General features: G+C 70.2%; 4 protein-coding genes. All 4 read right to left on the bottom strand.

All coding sequences use genetic code 11. The annotated features are described in order from the left end of the window. Position 1: 1 nt before the first annotated feature. The 4 genes from ACFV04_RS18660 to ACFV04_RS18645 are packed head-to-tail and all read right to left on the bottom strand — an operon-like array spanning position 2 to position 17,674. Complete coding sequence (locus ACFV04_RS18660) at positions 2 to 2,341, bottom strand: UvrD-helicase domain-containing protein (RefSeq protein WP_380530225.1); 2,340 nt, start codon at positions 2,339 to 2,341, stop codon at positions 2 to 4. Beyond that, positions 2,338 to 9,072 (bottom strand): DEAD/DEAH box helicase, encoded by a 6,735-nt coding sequence (locus ACFV04_RS18655; RefSeq protein WP_380530222.1) that lies wholly within the window; start codon positions 9,070 to 9,072, stop codon positions 2,338 to 2,340. The genes ACFV04_RS18660 and ACFV04_RS18655 overlap by 4 nt, the downstream gene beginning before the upstream one ends. Then, entirely contained in the window at positions 9,069 to 14,525 is a 5,457-nt protein-coding gene (locus tag ACFV04_RS18650) for a hypothetical protein (protein WP_380530219.1), read from the bottom strand. Before ACFV04_RS18650 ends, ACFV04_RS18655 begins: the two co-directional genes overlap by 4 nt. Then, the gene (locus ACFV04_RS18645; protein ID WP_380530216.1) at positions 14,522 to 17,674 is read right to left on the bottom strand and encodes a DEAD/DEAH box helicase; all 3,153 of its coding nucleotides are present in this window, start codon (positions 17,672 to 17,674) and stop codon (positions 14,522 to 14,524) included. The genes ACFV04_RS18650 and ACFV04_RS18645 overlap by 4 nt, the downstream gene beginning before the upstream one ends. Between the last annotated feature and the right edge of the window lie 9 nt (positions 17,675 to 17,683).

The raw sequence follows: 17,683 nt of genomic DNA, 5'->3' as shown, positions 1-17,683 counted from the left end.
ATCAGTGGACCGGCAGGAACGGGCTGGGGGCGCCGTGCCAGGAGATCAATAGTGCGTCGCGGGCACGGGTGGCGGCCACGAAGAGCAGGTTGCGACTCTGCTTCAGTTCCCGTTCGTAGCGCTTGGGGTCGGTGTGCGCGAACTTCTCGATCAGTGCCGTGCGCGGCAGGATGCCGTCGCTCGCGCCGATGATGGCGAGCTTCTGGTACTCCAGCCCCTTGAACCGGTGCATGGTGCCAATGTGTACCTCACCGCCGCCCTGGGGGCCGTCCTTGGTGAGGGTCGCGGTGGTGATGCCGTGCTTCAGCGACAGATCGGCGGCGACGCGGCCGGCCATGTCGCCGTCCGCGACGCAGACGGCCATGGCGCCGCCCGGGTCGCGGACGCTGCCGTCCTCGCCGGGTCGGGTGATCTCCTCACGCCACAGCTTCAGCCTGGCGGCGAGCTGGGTGATCTCGTCGTCCCAGTCCGCGCAGGCGACGAACTCCGGTGCCGGGCCCCGGAGCAGGGAGTGGTAGCCGCTGAGGTTCTCGGTGCCGTCGTCGAGGTCGTCGTAGGTGGAGTCGCCGACGACCTTGGCGGCCTGGTCGAGGATCTCCTGCGTGGTCCGGTAGCTCAGGGTCAGTTTGGATGCCTTGCCCCGGATGTTGATCCCGACTGTGGAGAGGGTGACCTGGCGGTCGTAGATCCGCTGGTGGGTGTCACCGGCGATGAACAGGTCGTTCGGGCCGGGGGCGGCCATCGCGCGCAGCATCTTCCAGTGGGCGGCGCTGAGGTCCTGGGCCTCGTCGACGACGATGTGCTGGTAGCGGTGGCGGAGGTAGCGGACCGCGGAGCTGTTGTCGTCGCGGTGGGTCAGGTCTCCGCCCCCGATCTCTGCCTTCCGCTCGGCGCGATCCTGGATCTTGCGTGCGCGCTCCATCTCGTAGCGCGCGGCACGCTCCGCGGCCTGTGCCCAGGTTTCACGCTTCATGCCGTTCAGGCGCAGCGTGAACTGCTCCAGCACCTGCCAGACGCCGCCGCGTTCGGGGCGGGTCAGGGCGCGGCCCATGCCCGGGCGCCGGGCCTTGAAGTAGTCCTGCCGGGTGGCGAGCGACTGGCCCAGGATCACCTGCTCCCACTCATCGAAGAGGAATTCCGCGTCCCAGCGCCGCTGCGCGTCGTACTCGAACAAGACTTCACCGAGGACCTCCTTCGCCTGGGCGTCGCCGATCAGCGAGCGCTGGGCTCCGGCGGCGCTGTTCTCGTTGAGGATGCCCTGGGCCAGGATGTCGATGTGCTTAATGTCCACGCGGGCGAGCAGGTCGGGGGTTACCAGGGAGCTGAGCCGGGAACGCAGGTCGGCAGTGAGGTTCTTGGTGTACGTGGTCAGCAGGATCGGCTTGTCCCGGCCGGGCTGGAGCTGGGCGGCGAGACGGGCGGTGCGGTGCAGCGCGACGATGGTCTTGCCGGTGCCGGGGCCTCCGCTGACCCGGGCCGGGCCGCTGTAGTTCCGCTCGACGATCTTGCGCTGGGTGGGGTGGAGGTAGACCTTCCAGGCCCGGAAGTCGCCCTCGGCGAGCACGTTGCGCAGGTCGTCGTCGACAGTGGTGACCGCGGTACGGATGAGGGCGGCGCCCATGTCGTCCTCGAAGCCGGCTTCGAGGACGGTGGCGGCGGGGCGGGTGATCTCGCTCTCCACCTCGTCGACGCTCATGCCGGCGCCCAGGCCGGTGAGCACTTCGGCGGTGAGGCGCGGCGCACCGGCGACGAGCTGGTCGAGCTCCTCGTCGGTGGTGACCAGGAGGGCCACCTCGACCAGGGCCTCCGCGACGCCGAGACGGCGGAGGTCGTCGGCGGTGCAGGCGGCGAGCAGCGGCTCTGCGGAGGGCGCGACGGCGGCGGGTTCGACAACGGGGGCCGCAGCGGCGACGGGTTCGGCTGCGGCGTCGGCCTCCGGCGCGCCCCGCTCCGCCGGGTCGGGGGTGAGCTGGATGCCGGCCCGCTTGAGCACGCTCTGGCCGACGACGCCGAGGTCGACGAACTCGATCTCGCCAGTGATCCGGTTGATGGCGACGCTGAGCTCTTCGTAGACGAGCCTGCGGTGCCGCACGGCGACGACGAGCCACTGCTCGACGCCGTCCGGGCCCACGCCGACGGGAGCGAGGAGGGCGCGGTACGACGGATCGATCTTGGCGCGGAAGATGCGGCGGTCACCCTTGAGGGGCTTGAGGTCGAGCTTGGGGTGCGCCGGGTCGTTCCGGAACAGGTGGCAGAAGTCGTAGAACTTCGTCTTGACCGACGAGTCCATCTTGTAGAGCTCGTTCTCGGCCTTCTGATAGAGGCTCAGGCGTGCTGTCATCGTGCGGCACTCGGTTCGTGGGAGTCGGAGGCAGAGTCGGGACGGTCCGTGGCATCGGGGAGGGTGGCGAGCAGGTGGTCGAGCCGGCCGAGCCATTCCTCGGCCGAGCGTACGGTGAAGCCCGCATCGCGGTAGGCCTGCCAGGTCTTGTGGTGCTCCTCGTCGTCGCTGTCGTACGGCTCGGCCATGACGGCGATCCGCAGCTCTTCGTCGGCCCAGACGAGGTCGGCGAGCCAGCCTCGGTCACCGAGCTCGTAACCGTAGACGGGTGCCCGCCGGCCGCGGTCGGCCAGGACGTGGGCGAGGCGGGCGAGGGGGGCGTCGGGTTCGTCCTCGTCCAGGTAGCCGAGGATCTCCCGGTCCCACAGCAGGTCCCGCAGTGCGGCCTCCAGCGGGGTCTCGTCCATCGGTTCGGCCGTCGCGGCCTGCGGTGCGCTCGCGCTCCCGCCGTACTGGACGACCAGGGACTCGAGTTCGCCGATCCCGCCGAACGCCTTGAGCGTGCCGAGGTCGAACAGGCCGGCGCCGGAGGTGGTGAGCTGGACGCCGTCGCCACCGGTGTGGGTGAGGAACTGCAGCAGGTTGGACCACTGCAGCCAGGCCCGCCACCGTGCCTTGTGTTCGGGGGAGCCGAGCTGGTCGCTCTCCGTGTCGTCGAGGCACGCCAGCGCCGTCCAGCGGCCGGTGGCGCCGTCGACCATGAAGGCGACGGGCAGTCCGGACCGGTCGGCGGCCTGGAACAGGTTGAACGCCCCGCCCCCCGTCACTGAAGCCGGGTCGATGCCGCCGGTCCGCCCCCAGGCTTCGAGGAGCGTCCCGAGCGTCCGGTGTGCTTCCTCCGCAGAGCCGTTGCCGACGAGCGCCATGGGGTTGGCACCGAGCAGCCCGCCCACGACGGATGCGGCCCGCCTGCCCCAGGCGGTGTCGTCGGGGCTGCGCAGGTAGGCGAGGAGCTGGCTCATCGGGTCGAGGAAGGCGGTGGAGTCCAGGTCGTCCTGGCCGTGCTCGGCGTGCAGTTGCTTGGCCACGGCCCGGGCGCTGTGCTCGTACGGCGGCCACACCGGCTCGACCGCGTCGCGGTCCCCCGCGTGCACGCCTGTGTGCTGTTCGAAGGCGGCCAGGTCGTCCCACGTGAGCTGGAAGACGGCGTGCCCCTGCGCCCGCAGCCGGTTGCGCTTGTCCGCGTCGCCCGCGAGCCGGTTGTGGCGGCGGGAGGCGTGGAAGCGGCGGCCGTCGAGGTACACCGTCACCTTCCGCTTCGGGCCTTCGGTGCGTTCGAAGGTGAAGTCGGTGCGGGTGAAGCCCTCGCTGCGCTGCGCGGTGAGGCGCCAGCCGTGGACCGTGGTCGAGTCCTTGAGCCGGAGGTACCCACTGTTGTCACCGCTCTCGTCGAGCGAGGCGTCGCTGCCACGCTTCTCGGCCCAGGCCCGCAGGACGGTGAGGAAGCGTGCCTCCAGGTCGGATTCGACCTGCCCGTCCAGCCCGATCTGGTCCGTGTTGCCGACCTCCTTGGTGGTCCAGGCGTCGCTGCCCCGGCCGAGGAGGTCGTCGAGGATGTCGAGCGCCGCCTGTCGGGACACGGCCTCGATGCGCCGTTCGTCGGTGTAGCGGTACAGGCAGCGATGGCAGGCGGGCCGGTTCTCCTGGACGCACGGGCAGTCGACGAGGAGGGTCCGCGCGTCTTCGAGGACCTGGCGGAATGCGGCCGGGGCGGTAAGCCGGTCGAGGTAGCCCGTGCCGTGCGGGAGCCGGTCGTAGACGACGAGGAAGTGCCTCGTCTCGTCGGTGTCGCGGTCGGGCATGGTGGCGAGGCAGGAGTCCAGGTGCTGCGGGTCCCCGCCGAAGGCGTGGTCGACGCCGAGCCGCAGGGCGGCCTGGAAAGAGTACACCTTCTCGTCGACCAGAACGGTCGCCGCCGGGAGCAGGACTCGCAGCGCCTCGGTCTCCAACTCGTGGGCGAGCAGCACCTGTTCCTGCGCCACTGCCCTCGTGCCGCGCCGGTGCGGGCACCAGGGCGTGTGGTGCTTGAGAGCGCGCTGGCGGTTGGCCGAGATGTCGACGGCGTCGCGGTCGTCGTCGAACACCGGTTGCCCGTCCGCGCTCGCCGCGCCGCATGCGGTGCACACCTGGAAGGGGGCGATCCGTAGCGGTCGTCCGGCGAGCCGGTCGCCCTCCTGGGCGCCGATCCTGAGCGGCCCGACGTTGACTCGCCGGATCACGGCACGTCGGGTGTAGTCGACGCCGAACACCTCGCCGGTGTGCCGCCAGGAGGTCTTGGGCACGAAGTCGCCCGGGGCGATGTCGACCATGTCGACGACGCTGTAGAACCGCCGGTCGCGGTCGTCGCTCTCGTCTCCGATGCGAGCGTCCTCGCGCTTGGCGCGGGCGGTGACCGTGGTCGGCTGGACGACCTGCCACAGACTGCCCGAGTCGGCGATGCCGGCGTCCCCGCAGCGCGGGCACGGTGAGATGTCCTGCTGGGCGTTGTGCGTCCGAACGTGGCCGCAGGACGGGCAGAACCGCCAGTACCGCCAGTCGTGGTCCTGGCCCGTGACGATGTCGATGCCGGTGATGCGGTGCTTGAAGCCCTCCGCGTAGAAGGTGTTGCCGGGTGCGAGTTCCGCGACGGCGAAGGACCGCGGCCGTTCGTAGGTGTACGGCTTCGACTTGTACGTCTCCTGCCCCGTGCCGGTCTTCCCCTCCGGCCAGTAGAGCGTGGCGGACAGGGTGGTCGTCGAGTCGATCAGCGCGTAGTTCGGGAGAAGCCCGAGGTCGCACAGGACGCTCTGGGCGGGCTGGCGCAGCCTGGCGCCGCCCTTCTTCGACAGTGCCCGCGCCTCGGCCTCCAACTCGGCTTTCGTCCGGGCCTGTTCCTCGTCGCCGTCCTTCAGCTCATCGATGGCCGAGCGAATCGTCCGGATGCGGTCGCGCAGCTTCTGGCTCTCCCGCTCCCAGTCGCGCTCGGCCCGCTCGACCGCGCTGCGCAGGCGGCGCACCGCGTACTTCGTCAGCTCGGCCCGGGCGTTCTCGCTCACGCCGACCGGGAAGAGGTCGAGGAAGCCGCGGACCAGTTCCTCGCCGTGGGCGAGGGCGGCGGCGGCGAAGTCCGCGAGGTAGCCGGACGGGCCGAACAGTTCGTCCACCCGGTGCGGCAGAGCGGCCAGCGGCCTGCCGTCCTCGCGCAGGAGCCGGCCGCGGGCCGCGAGGTCGAGCAGGTGGGCGGTGTACTGGCGGCGCAGGATCTCGACGGCAGACAGGTACGAGCCGGGCGGCACGATCTGCCCGTCGATCATGTCGCGCGGCCGGTCCAGGAAGTACAGGTCGCGGCGCGAGCGGTCCGGGATGGTCAGCATGAACGCGTTGCCGGTGCGGCGGCCGGCCCGGCCCGCCTGCTGGGTGTAGTTGGCGGGACGGCGCGGCAGGGCCCCGAGCACGACGGCCGACAGGTCGCCGATGTCGATGCCCATCTCCAGGGTCGGGGTGCAGGAGAGCACGTTGGGATCGTTGAAGCCCTCGCCCTTACGGAACGCCTCCTCGACGCGCTCGCGCTTGGCCCGGGAGAGCAGCCCGGTGTGCTCCGCGGTGATCACCTGGAAGACGCCGGCCCGCCGATAGAGGCCGCGGTAGTAGTCGTCGCGGTAGTCCCGGTCCCGGTCGTGACGGTCGACGGTCTCCTGCCAGCGGTCGCCCGCGACGAGCCGCCCGGAGGCACAGCGGTACGCGGGGCAAGGCTGGTCGTGGTACTGGGACAGCAGCGACGGATGCACGGTCTGCTCCCAGAAACACCTGGGGCAGCGCACGTACGCGCTGTTGACCTGCTCGTCGGAGAGCAACTGGATCTGCACGGACCCGGGTTGGAGTCCGTAGATCCGGGCCGCCGAATCGCCCGGCGTTCTGACGGCGAGCAACTCGGCATCGGCGAGCCGGGGCAGCAGACGGAGCCAGAACTCGTCCGCCTGCTCGCGGGTCAGGCCCAGGCAGCGCTGCGCCCACGTCTCGTACCAGGACAAGCGCCCGGCGGCGACATCGAACTCGCTGTTGGGCTTCGGCTTGGCCAGCAGGAAGACCGGGGCGGAGATTCCCTTGGGGAACGCCTTCATGCCAGGCGGGCGGCCGCCCCAGATGAAGAACCGGCTGGTCCCGGCCTCGTCGAGGTATTTCCCCAGCCAGCGGTGGCCGATCGCGCCACGGGTGCGCATCCGGTCGAGGAAACCCCGCAGGAAGGCGAGGTAGCGGTCGTCGTCGTGGGAGGTCAGGGTGAGGCCCCGGTCTGCGGTCTCCTCGTGGGCCGTGCGGACCAGCGCGATCGCGGCCCGCTCGTCCGGGACGGCGGCGAACGCCGCGGCGGTACGGGTGAGTTCGAGGGTTCGACCGTTGCGGGAGCGGTGGCCGAACTCCATGACGGCCTCGAAGGCGAACCGCTCGCCGATCAGGTCCCAGGTCCGCTTGTCCCCGCCACGGCCGGCACCCGACAACAGGCGGGCCACACCCGAGTCGTCGTGCAGGTCGGGCGGGACGACGGCGGCCAGGGTCTTGCGGTCGGTGGTGGCCTCGACCACGTCGGCCACCAGGTCGTTGAGCGCGGTGGGCCGGTGCTCGCTCAAGTGCCGGGCGAACAGGGCGCGCAGCGAGAAGGTGTAGGAGCGGGAGGCGACGAAGCCGGCCCGGTGCGCGGCATCCTGCACCGAGTCGTTGAACATCAACGTCTTCGTCTCACGCTGCTCCTCGTCCATCTCCCCGCCGGTGAACAGCTGGGTGACGGACGCGGCGGCGAGCGCGGCGGCGCCCGTGCCGAGGAAGCGGATCGCGTTGTGGGTGCCGCAGGCCGGGCACCAGTCGTCCTGCGCCGCGCGCTCGGCGCGCTCGCCCAGCTGGACGAGGACGAAGGCCGCGTCCGCGCCCCGGGGTCGGGGATCGCCCTCGGCGGTGTAGTCGTCGACCGGATCCGGCAGCCGGAGGCGGCGGTCGGGGCCGTCCAGCACCATCAGCACGCCCGCACCGCCGGTGGTCAGCGACCGCTGGGCCGCCGGGTCCATCGGGGCACGGCCGCTGCCCTCCATGGCCTCCTTGTCGGTGGCCGCGATCAGGGTCCGGATCTTCGCCTTGTCGGCGGTCACCGAAGCGCGCCGGATCTTGTGGGACTCGAAGCTCAGCTCCTCGGCGTCCGACTCGGGCGCCAGGACGGACCAGCCGGAACGGCCGCACTCGCGGCAGTACACCGCTGGCAGGAACAGCCGGGTCTCACGGGGGCCGGTGGTGTCCGGCGTCGTCCGCGACGGGGCCTGCGCCCCGGCCGCGTCCCAGGCGAAGGACGCCTGGGGCCACGGCTGGACGCCGCGCAGCATCCGCGTCACCGACCGCGCCCACTGGTGCACCTCCACCTGCACCAGCGGACGGCTGCTCCCGGCGGGCTCGTCCGGATCCCGGGCGACGGACAGCAGGGCGACGAACCGGGCCAGGGCGAGTGCCGCCACCTCGGGCCGGGTGGTGATCGCCTCGTCCCAGCTGGCGGCTCCGCTGCGCCGCATGACGTCCAGGATCTCGTCGTAGCTGCGCACCGTGCCGTCGAACGCGGACAGGACGGCGTAGGTGAGCCGGTTGCGCTTGAGCGCCGCGCCCAGCGTCCGGCCGTCGAGCGGGCCGGTCGCGTCGAACCGGCTCTCGGTGACGGCCTCGGCGAGTGCGGCCAGTGCCGCGTAGCCGGAGGCGGGGTCGGGCAGTGTGGTGACGGCCTCGGGCGTGGGTACCCGGCCGGGCAGGAACTTGGCGTCCGGGACCGTCTCGTCGAGCATGAACTCGTCGACGGTGAGCCGGTCCTCGCCGACGACGGCGTCCTCGGTGAACTCGGTGCCGAAGACGTGCGCGGCGACGTCGAGCAGCTGACGCACTCCGTCCGCGTCGGTTCCGGACGCGAGGGTGGCGGAGGTGGCGACCGGGGTGATCGTCCCCAGCGGGCTACCGGGTTGCGTCGCTCCGACGGCGGATGCCAGGCGGCGCAGCAGCATCGCCACGTCGGTGCCCTGCGCGCCGTCGTAGGTATGGAACTCGTCCACGACGACGTAGCGGATGTCGCTGCTGTCCCAGAGCGGGGCGTCCGCAGAGCGCTGCAGCAGCAGGTCCAGCATCTTGTAGTTGGTGATCAGGATGTCCGGCGGGGACAACTGCATGTCCTGCCGGCGGGTGTAGACGTAGTCGTAGTGTGTCGCCGCCTTGTCGCCGATGTACAGGCCGGCGCGGACTCCCTTGAGCGCGTCCTTCTCGGCGTCCAGCAGGTCGTTGATGCGTCCTGCCTGGTCGGTGGCGAGGGCGTTCATCGGGTACAGGAAGACGGCCTTGACGCCGGCGTTCCCGGCCGCGCGCTCGCGGGCGCAGTGGTCGAGCACCGGGTAGAGGAACGACTCCGTCTTGCCGGAGCCGGTGCCGGTGGTGACCAGGGTCGGCTGCGGGGTGTGCCCGTCCTTCGTGGTGAGCCGTGCGAAAGCCCGGGCCTGATGTGCGTACGGCGACCAGCCGCCGGAGCGGTGCCAGTCAAGGTGCTGCTGCCAGCTATCCTCCGCACGCGTGAACGGCGTGCGCAGGCGCAGGTACGGGCCACGGAACATGCCCGTGGCCTCGTCACCGAGGAAGGTGTGCAGCGCCTTGCGGGCCCCCTCGTCGGCCAGACCGTAGGTGGTGGAGAGGTACTGGAGCAGGCTCTCCTTCAGCCCCTGCGCTTCGAGCGTCGGCCTCACGGCTTCGGGACCTCCATCGTCGTCGGATCCCACAAACCCTTGGCCACGGCGTCGTTCAGGCGAGCAGTGAAGTGGGCGTGGGCACGGCGCATCTCCGCTTCGCGGTCGGCCTTGTAGAAGGGCGCGACGTAGCCGTCTGGGACGGGGTTTGCCGCGGGGTTCTCCTGGTAGGCCTCGAGCTGCTGCCAGTGCTCCTTGGTCTGGTCGAAGCCGTAGCTGTAGCGGTCGCCCGCGATCTTGCGCTCGTTGGCATCGAACCAGGTCACCCGGTCGAAGTCCTGCATGATCGGGAACCGGGCCCGGTACGTGGCGATGAGCGTCTCGGCGTCGATGCCGAGCCAGACTGCGACGAGCGCGTCAATCTCGACGAGCGCAGCGCGGCGCGCGTACTCGGTGCGGAGCGGCGTATTCCGCTGCCAGGAGGGCGTCACCGCGTGCAGCTCCGTCTTCATTCCGGGCCACTGGATCGCCCAGGGCTCGTGCCCGACCCAGGTGGGATCGTAGAGCTCTTCCCAGAAGTCGGCGTAGGCGGCGGTCAGGGCATTCAGGCGGAGGATGCGGAGGAGGAGAGCGGGTGCGAGCGGGTTGTCGGACTGAGGAGCTGGGAACTTGGAGACCTGGGCGACGTCAAAGTTGGCCGTACCGGATGTCCTCAGCAGGTAGTCGGCGGGCAGAGCTGCAAAGAAGCCACCCGAAAGGGCGGTCTCCAGGGGAGTTCGCAGGCGCATCGTTCGCAGCCCATGTACATGCGTGACGCCGGGTGGCAACAGAGCTGCGTAAAGGGCACGTTCGGTATCTGGCGCAATCATCTGACGCCAGGCAACACGACATTCTCGGCTATACGGCCTTCCTGCCTTGTCCCGCAGGAACTCCTCGATCTCCGCGGCCTTTACCTCTTCCAGTCCCACCTTCCGACTTTCCGAAACCGCCAGCCGTGCCGCCGCCCGCTCTTCTTCTGAAGCAGTCAGCTCTTCGTAGCGCGCCCAGTCGACCCAACGATCCTGCTCTCCCCGGAACACCTCGACCGGGGCCACACGCCGGTACTCCGACTCCGGCACCGCATCGTCCGCGAGCGCCCGCGGGTCGAGGCCGCGCGTCTCGCCGCCTCCTTGGCTCGGCTGTTTGAACATCGGGTTGGCGACGCCAATCTGCGGGCCCTTGAGGATGACGTCCTCCCAAGAGTCCGCGTGGTAGTCCTCCTGGCCGTCAACGCCGGTGTTGTAGTCGATGAGCCGCACGTTCTTGCCGGGGCCGAACTTCGTCTTCTTGGCAGCGCTTTCGTGGTAACCCGGAGTGATGTCCGGCGACATGGCGCCAAGCCGCAACGGGTACAGGCCCAGTGCGTCAATTGCCGGATCCTCGGCCGTACTCACTGGCGTGAGCAGGCGCGTGTGCTCCACCGGACCCACGTCACCGGCAAGGAGCTGCCAGCGCCGCAGAGTGTCCGGGGTGACACGAATGACCCGCTTCGGGTGCGGGCGCTCATCCCAGTCGCCCCGGTACTTCACGCCGGGATCTTCGTCGTCCTTATCGACAGCGGCAACGGCCGACATCCGCAGGGTGTCGACCGTGAACAGCCAGGACAGCGAGTCGAACGCGATGTCCCCCGCACTCCCGTAGATGTGCACGCCGAAGTGGCTCGATCGCCCCACCGGCGGCGGGAAGAAGCGATTGCCCGCGTTGACGAAGTCACCGTGCACCCGCAGTCGCGTGTAGGCGGCCGCCCGCAACCTCGCCTCCTTGTCGCCGGAGAAGTGCGTGTCCGGGTGCACCATTCCCGCCGTGCCGTCGGCGGCCGCGTGGTCCCATACCTCGCACATGAACGCGCGGTACAGGTCGGGCTGACTGCCCGAGATCAGGGGATAGACGGGCCCGGACGCCAGGTACGACGCTGTCGTGACCGTGTTCGTGGCCTCGCGCAGCAGGTATTCCTGCGCCCTCCGCTGTCCGAGCTCCACCTCTCGCCGCCTGGCCTTCTCCTCGGCCTTCGGCTTCTCCTGGAGCACGAACCACGGTTCGAACTCGGCGAGGACCGGGTCCTCCTTCCACTCCGGCCGCACCCAGGGCGGGTTACCGACCTGGAGGTCGAACCCTCCGGCCTGCCCCGCGAAGACCCCGGCGTACTCCAACTCCCAGTGCAGGAAGCCCTGTTCCGCCGCGATGTCCCGAACCGTCCGCATCCACGGGTATCGCGTCTCGACGGCTCGGCGGGCATCGTCCATGCCCATCTCGGCCTCGACCAGCTTCTCCAGGTCCTTCAGCTTGGCCAGGGAGTCGACGGACGTGGCGAACGTCCCCTTGGGCACCTCACCCGTCCCGACCATGGACTCCAGGAACGCGAGCCAGTCGTCGAGGCCGGTCAGCGCGATGACGTCACGGCGACGCACCGGCCCGCCCGCGCCGCCCTTGCGGCCGGACGACGACGCGCCGGCCTTCTTGATCTCCCGCCGCTCGAGGAGGTCGTCCCCGCCCTCGCCGAAGGCCAACTGGTCTCCGGGCAAGGCGAACAGCAGCCCGTGCTCCACAAACGCGGGCTCCGCCTCAGGTTCGGCCACCGGCTCCGCAGCTCCCGTGACCGGCGCCACTCCGGAGGACAGCAGCGCATCCAGACCGACAACCGGTGCGGTGGCGTACTCGGGATCGGAGCCGTCCAGCAGGCCCACCTTGTCCAGCGGCCAGAACCAGAGCGCGCACCAGGCGTCCATAACCTGCTTGAGCCGCCAGTACGGCGAGCCCTCCGCCGCGAACAGGTCCTTGAAGACCTGTTCCTTGCTCAGCGGCAGCACACCGCCCGCGTTCTCCTTGTCGCGGCGCAGGAAGGCGTACTCCTCGGCGTCCTCCGGCCGGTCTGCGCCCCAGACGTCTATGGTCCGGGCGATCTCCTGTTCGCTCAGCTCCAGCCGCCTGGCGACCAGCCCCCACAGGTACTCCACCCGCTCCGCGACGGCCTGGAGCCGGGCCAGCTGGCTGCCCTTGCCGCCGGTGGACTTGGGCTTCGTCATCACCGTCTTGCGCCACGAATTCAGGGCGTCGACCTGGTCCCCGGCAAGCCGCTCGACCAGCTTCTTCGCGTCCCCGCCAGCGTCCTGGACCGCGCCCCACCCAGGCGAGGGCAGCAGGAACTGGTGCACCGCGCCTTCCGGCAGTGGCTGCTCCGTGCCGTCCTCCGCCGACCGGAACGGCAGCTTGGTCGGCGTCTGCGCGGCGACCGTCCGCTCCTTCTTGACGGTTTCGGCCGCGTACACCCAACGCCTGGCCCCGATCAGCGAGTTGCCACGCCGTAGGTGCAGGCCGAACCACGGTGCTCGCATGCCGGGGTGCATGGTGTTGAGCCACAGCGACACCTCAGCGAGTTCGACACCCGTCGGGTTGAGATCGACGCCGTATGCGTTGTGGAGGGCGATGTACGCCTTGACCTTCTGCTTCGCCTCCAGCGTCTGCGAGGTGTCGAGAGTGAGGCCCAGCTCCTCCTGACGGCGCTTCAGGTAAGCCTCGGCGACCTGGTTGATCGCCTCGTTGAGGAACGCGCCGGAGCCCAGGGCTGGTTCGCAGATGGTGTAGCGGAGCAGTTCGCTCGCTCGGGTCCGGACGGTCCCGCCGTCCTCGTCCTTCCTCTGGTCGAGCCGGTGCTTCAGGGCCAGTTCGACGGTGACCTTCGTCAGCGACTCGGGGGTGTAGTAGGACGCCGAGGTCTCGCGGTCGCGCCCGGCGAGGCGGTAGACGAAGGTGCCGGGCTCGTACTTCTTCGGGCCGCGGAGGCCGTGCTGTTCGGCGTCCTGCGCGGAGTAGACGACGTGGGTGTTCGCCGGGTAGTCGCTCAGCCGGTCGGCGGGGATGAGCCAGGAACCCTTCTCGGGGTCGCCGTGCTGCTGGGTGCCGCTCTTCGCGGCGCCCGGTTTGGCGACTTCTGCCAGCAGCCGCTCGTCATCGATGATGCCGGTGTAGGACATCAGGCCCTCGTAGACGGCGCCGAGCTGGTTGATGCCGAGGTTGCGGTAGGAGATGAAGCCGCCCTGCTGGCCCTTTGCGCTCGCCTCCTTCATGGTCAGCAGGCGCAGCACCTCGTGCAGGGCCTCGTTGCGCAGCCGGAGGTCGAGCCACTTCGGGAACTCGTCCGCGCCGCTGTCGGCATCGACGCGCGGATCGCGGACGCCCCGGCCGATGAGGGTGATGGCCTTCGGGTCGAAGAGTTCGCTGCGCAGCGGCTCGAAGCGCAGACCGCGCCGTTCGCTGCGCTCGCCAGCGGCCTTGTGGTCCTCGGGTTCGGTCCCGTGAGGGCGGTGGCCGTAGTTGACCTTGTTGAACAGGACATCGAGCGAGGCGTAGAGGTGGAACCCCCTCTTGCTCTCCTCGTCGACCAACTTCCGGTCACGGGAGACCAGTTCGCGCAACCGGGCGACCGAGTAGCCCGCCTCGTAGGTGGAGTCGTCGGCGGGCAGGATGCCCAGTTCGGGGCGGGCCTCGGCGTACAGCAGGAAGAGGATGCGGTACAGGTAGCGCAGCGACTCGCGGGTCAGCTGCTTGGCGAACGGTCCGTGCCGCTCCGGGTCCTCGATCTGCCGCGGGGTGACCTTGTGTTCCTTGAGCCGGGCGAGCACCTCGTTGGCGATGATCTCGACCGAGCGCTGAAGCCCCTTGCGCAGCTCGGAGTTGACGCCGACCGCGTTCTCTCGGGACGCCTTGAGAAGGTCGTCCATCCGGCGGCCCTTGCCGTCTGGGCGGAGGGCCAGCATGTCGTGGGAGAAGAGTGCCGCGAGCAGGGCGAGCTCGCCGGTCTTCTTGGTGTCGTTGCGCAGCAGCGCCGCGTCCACGCTCGCCGCGAGATACCGGCCCTCGGACCAGGTGGTGCGGTCGGCGAGGACGATCACGCCGCCGCAGAGCAGCAGCACGAACCGCGGCGCCTCGCCGCCCGGCTCGTGCAGTTCGCTCTGGAAGAGCCAGCCGGCGAGCTTCTCACCCGTACCGATCAGACCCTCGGACGTCTTGAGGGGGTTCAGCAGGCGGCCCGCGCCGTCGGCGTCGAGGGCGTCGTCCAGGCTGTCGGTCCACCCGCAGTCGAGGGCGACGATTCCGTCACCGTGCCAGGCGACGGGGAGTTCGTACGCGCGGCCGGCGTTGTGCAGCGGCAGCAGGCGGTCCGACCTGCCGTACCCGAGGGCGGCGAGCAGGCCGGTGTGCCAGGCGGCGAGGCGCTCGGCCCGCTCGCCTGCCGGGTCGTCGTCAGCGGCGAGGGCCGGCCGGACCCGGCCGGCATACTCGGTGTGCAGCCTGAGCAGCAGCTCACGCGGGGTGGATTGCGTGTCGTGCTGGTCGGTCTCGCGGTAGGTCCACAGTGTGAACAGGCCTTCGTCGTCCGCCGACTTCTTCTTGAGGGTGTTCTCCAGTTCCTCGCTGAAGTAGTGGGCGGAGAGGTACTCGCCGCGGTTGGCGAAGGAGTCGAAGGTGTAGCTCATCGGGCGGACTCCTCGGCGCGGGCGGCAGTCGGTGCGGCGGTAGATGCGGCGGAGTAAAGGGGTTCGAGGACGGCAAGGACCCGGATCATCGGGTCGCCGGAGGTGCGCATGCGTCGGACGAGCTCGCGGCGGTCGGTCGCGGTGTCCTCGACCTTCTCGCGGCGGCGGTGCTGGTTTCCTGCGACTTCCAGCGCGAGCTGCTCCCAGGTCTGGACGCGATCCTCGTACGGGGCGAGGTAGCCGTCGATCAGCCGGTCGTACTCGGCGCGCCGGGCCCGCAGGTGGGCCTCCGCGGCGTCGACGGCGGCCGGCACGAGGGCCTTCAGGCCGCTCTCGTCGAGGATCCGGTCGCGTCCCGGCATGTTCGGGCCGACGCCGCAGGCGGCGAGGAACGCCGAATCCATCCGCCAGACCCGGGGGTCGGCGCCGTCGAGGCCGGTGACGGCCATCCACTCGACCACGGTCGGAGTGCCGGCGGCGTTGGAGTGGACGCCCTGCAGCAGATAGACGGGGCCGCCCAGGGCTGCCGGCAGATCGGGGTGGATGCGGGCGGCCCTGGCAGCGTCCGGCTGGTGGGCGAGGACGAACGCCTCGTCGTACTTGAGCTTGGCGAGGACCTTGTCCGTCACCCAGTCGAGGACCGGGTGGATGTCGGACACGTAGGAGACGTTCGGCCACTGCGACGCGGTCTGCTCGGTCTTTCCCCGCTTGGCGTCGCGGGCCGCTTCGAGCCGCTCCGCCGCGTACTTCCGGTTGAAGGTGAGGCTCAGCGTGCCGTCGTACTTGGACGTCGTGAGGATCTTCTCCTGGTCGAGGTACGAGGCGGGCAGTGCGCGCAGCCGATACTGGAGATCGTCCGGCGGCGTGAACTCGACGCGGCCCCGGTCCGTGACGGGCTTCCAGCCCATGGCCTCGCGCTCGGCCTGCGGGTAGACCAGGTCCATCGCGGCATGGAAGTACGCCTCGGTGTCGGCGAACAGATGCGGTACGTCCGCCTTAGCCACCGGGGGGATCCCCGCGGCGGCCGACGCGGCCGACGGATCGGCGATCAGCGCGTTGACGTTCGCGAGGAGGCCGGCCAGGACGCCGCCCGCCTCCTGCCGGGACTTCTGGATGGAGCGCTCCGCCGTACCGCCCTTGATGAGGTCGCGGGTCAGGCGGTCGTCCTCCTTCCTGGCGTCGTACAGGCCGGTGACGGCCTCGGCGCAGCCCTCGCCCGTCTCGATCTCGTGGGCCTGCGCCTCGCGGCTTAGCAGCCGGACACCGACCAGCCGGTCGTCGAGGGTGAGCTGCTCTCCGGTCGATTCGTCGCGCCGCCACGGAACGTCGGCGGTCAGGGTGATCGCGCGGAACTCGGGACTGACGGCCTGGCCGTAGCGGTCGATTCGGCCGTTGCGCTGCTCGATGCGGATGAGCGACCACGGCAGGTCGTAGTGGATGAGGTCGTGGCACTGGTGGTGCAGGTTGACGCCTTCGGAGGCGATGTCGCCGGTGAACAGCAGCCGTACGGGCTCGTCGCGGCGGCCGAAGCGGTCGACAATCTCCCGCTGCTGGTCGTCGTTCGTGGCGTCGCCGTGCATGACCTCGACCGCCCCGCCGTACGCCTTCCAGGGACGCGCCTTCTCCGCCAGGGCCGGCTTCGCCTTGAAGCCCAGCCGCTCCGGGACGACCTGAGCGAGCCACTCCAGCGTGGCGATCCGCTCCGAGAAGACCACGACCCGGCGTTCGGAGCGCGGGCCGACGCCGAGCTCCTTCTTCAGCGTGTCCACCAGAGCGTCCAGCTTGGCGGAGTCCTTGTCCTCGAACTCCGCGACGAGCGCTTCGAGTTCGGCGAGGGCCCGGTGTTCCGCCGTGAACGCCTCGCGGGCCTTGGGAGCCGCCTCGGCGCGCCGCGGGTGCTCCAGGTAGGCACGGCGGTTGGCGAGCGACTTGCGCAGGGCGACGTGGGAGGAGAGGAACGCCTTGAGGAAGCCGTACGCCACCATCGGCTCGGCGCAGACCGAGGAGCGGGCGGGATCGCCGGGGGTCCATTCGGCGGCCAGCTTCTCCAGGACGGCCACCTCCTTCGGCGTGGCCGGGGCCGGGACGGGAAGGGACGGGCCGCGTTCCGCCCACGGCTTGTCCTTCAGGCCGTCACGCACCTCGCGGTCGGTCTTGGTGCGGCGGATGTAGAGGTGGTCGAGGTCCGCGACCTTGTAGTTCTTGACGTCGGCGATCGCCGCCGGGTCGAGCATCCGGATCAGCTCGGCGAAGGACTCGGCCTCGCCGTTGTGCGGGGTCGCCGAGGCCAGGATCAGCGCGTCGGTGTTCTTGGCGAGCCGCTCTGCGAGGCGGTTGTTCCGGGTGCCCTTGTTGACGAGGTTGTGCGACTCGTCGATGACCACCGCGTCCCATGCGGTGTTCTCCAAGTGGTGCGCGTAGGTGGCCGACTTGAGCGTGTCGACGGAGACGATCACCCGCTTGAAATGGGCGAAGGGGTTGCGCCCGGCGGGGATCTCCTGCTGGATGCGCTGGATGCCGGTGGAGTCCAGTCGCACCAGCGGCAGGGAGAACCGGGTCCACATCTCGCGCTGGAACTGCTCCAGGACATGGGCCGGCGTGACGACGAGGATGCGCTCGCCCCGGCCCCGCCGGATCAGTTCCGCAAGGGTGATGCCGATCTCCAGGGTCTTGCCGAGCCCGACCACGTCGGCGATCAGAAGCCGCGGCTGCGGATTGCGCATGGACAGCGCCCGCTCGGCCGGGCGCAGCTGGTGCTCCTGGCGGTCCATCAGGAACGAGTCGGCCAGAGCGAGCCCGTGCTCGGTCTGCGGAAGCGCGGTCTTGCGGATCACCGCCTCCAGGTAGAGGCGGGCCTTGGCGTGCTTCGAGGTCTCGTCCTCGACGAGGTCGGTCTTGCGCGGGTCGAGCACGTCGATCTGGTCGAGGCCCTGGTAGAACACGGCGTCCGTGCCCCGGACGAACGAGGAGACACCGCTGACCTCGACCATCAGCCCGTCGCGGCTCTCGGTGACCGACTTGACGAGCCACTGCTCGTCCCGGATGCGGACCTGGGCGCCGGGGGCGAAGGTCGGCTTCGCCCCCGCCGGGAAGTGCGAGTCCTCGGCGGTGCCCGCAGCAGAATCGTCGGGCAGTGGCGCCGTGGTCACGTTGTGCTC

The organism is Kitasatospora sp. NPDC059599 (assembly GCF_042735125.1).
In the GTDB taxonomy this organism is placed as follows: Bacteria; Actinomycetota; Actinomycetes; order Streptomycetales; family Streptomycetaceae; genus Kitasatospora.
This window is presented reverse-complemented; position numbering and strand designations above follow the sequence as displayed.

What these genes read in the sequence shown, in the direction of transcription:
- ACFV04_RS18660 (WP_380530225.1), bottom strand. Translation starts at nt 2,341, where the DNA reads ATGACAGCACGCCTGAGCCTCTATCAGAAGGCCGAGAACGAGCTCTAC.
- ACFV04_RS18650 (WP_380530219.1), bottom strand. Translation starts at nt 14,525, where the DNA reads ATGAGCTACACCTTCGACTCCTTCGCCAACCGCGGCGAGTACCTCTCC.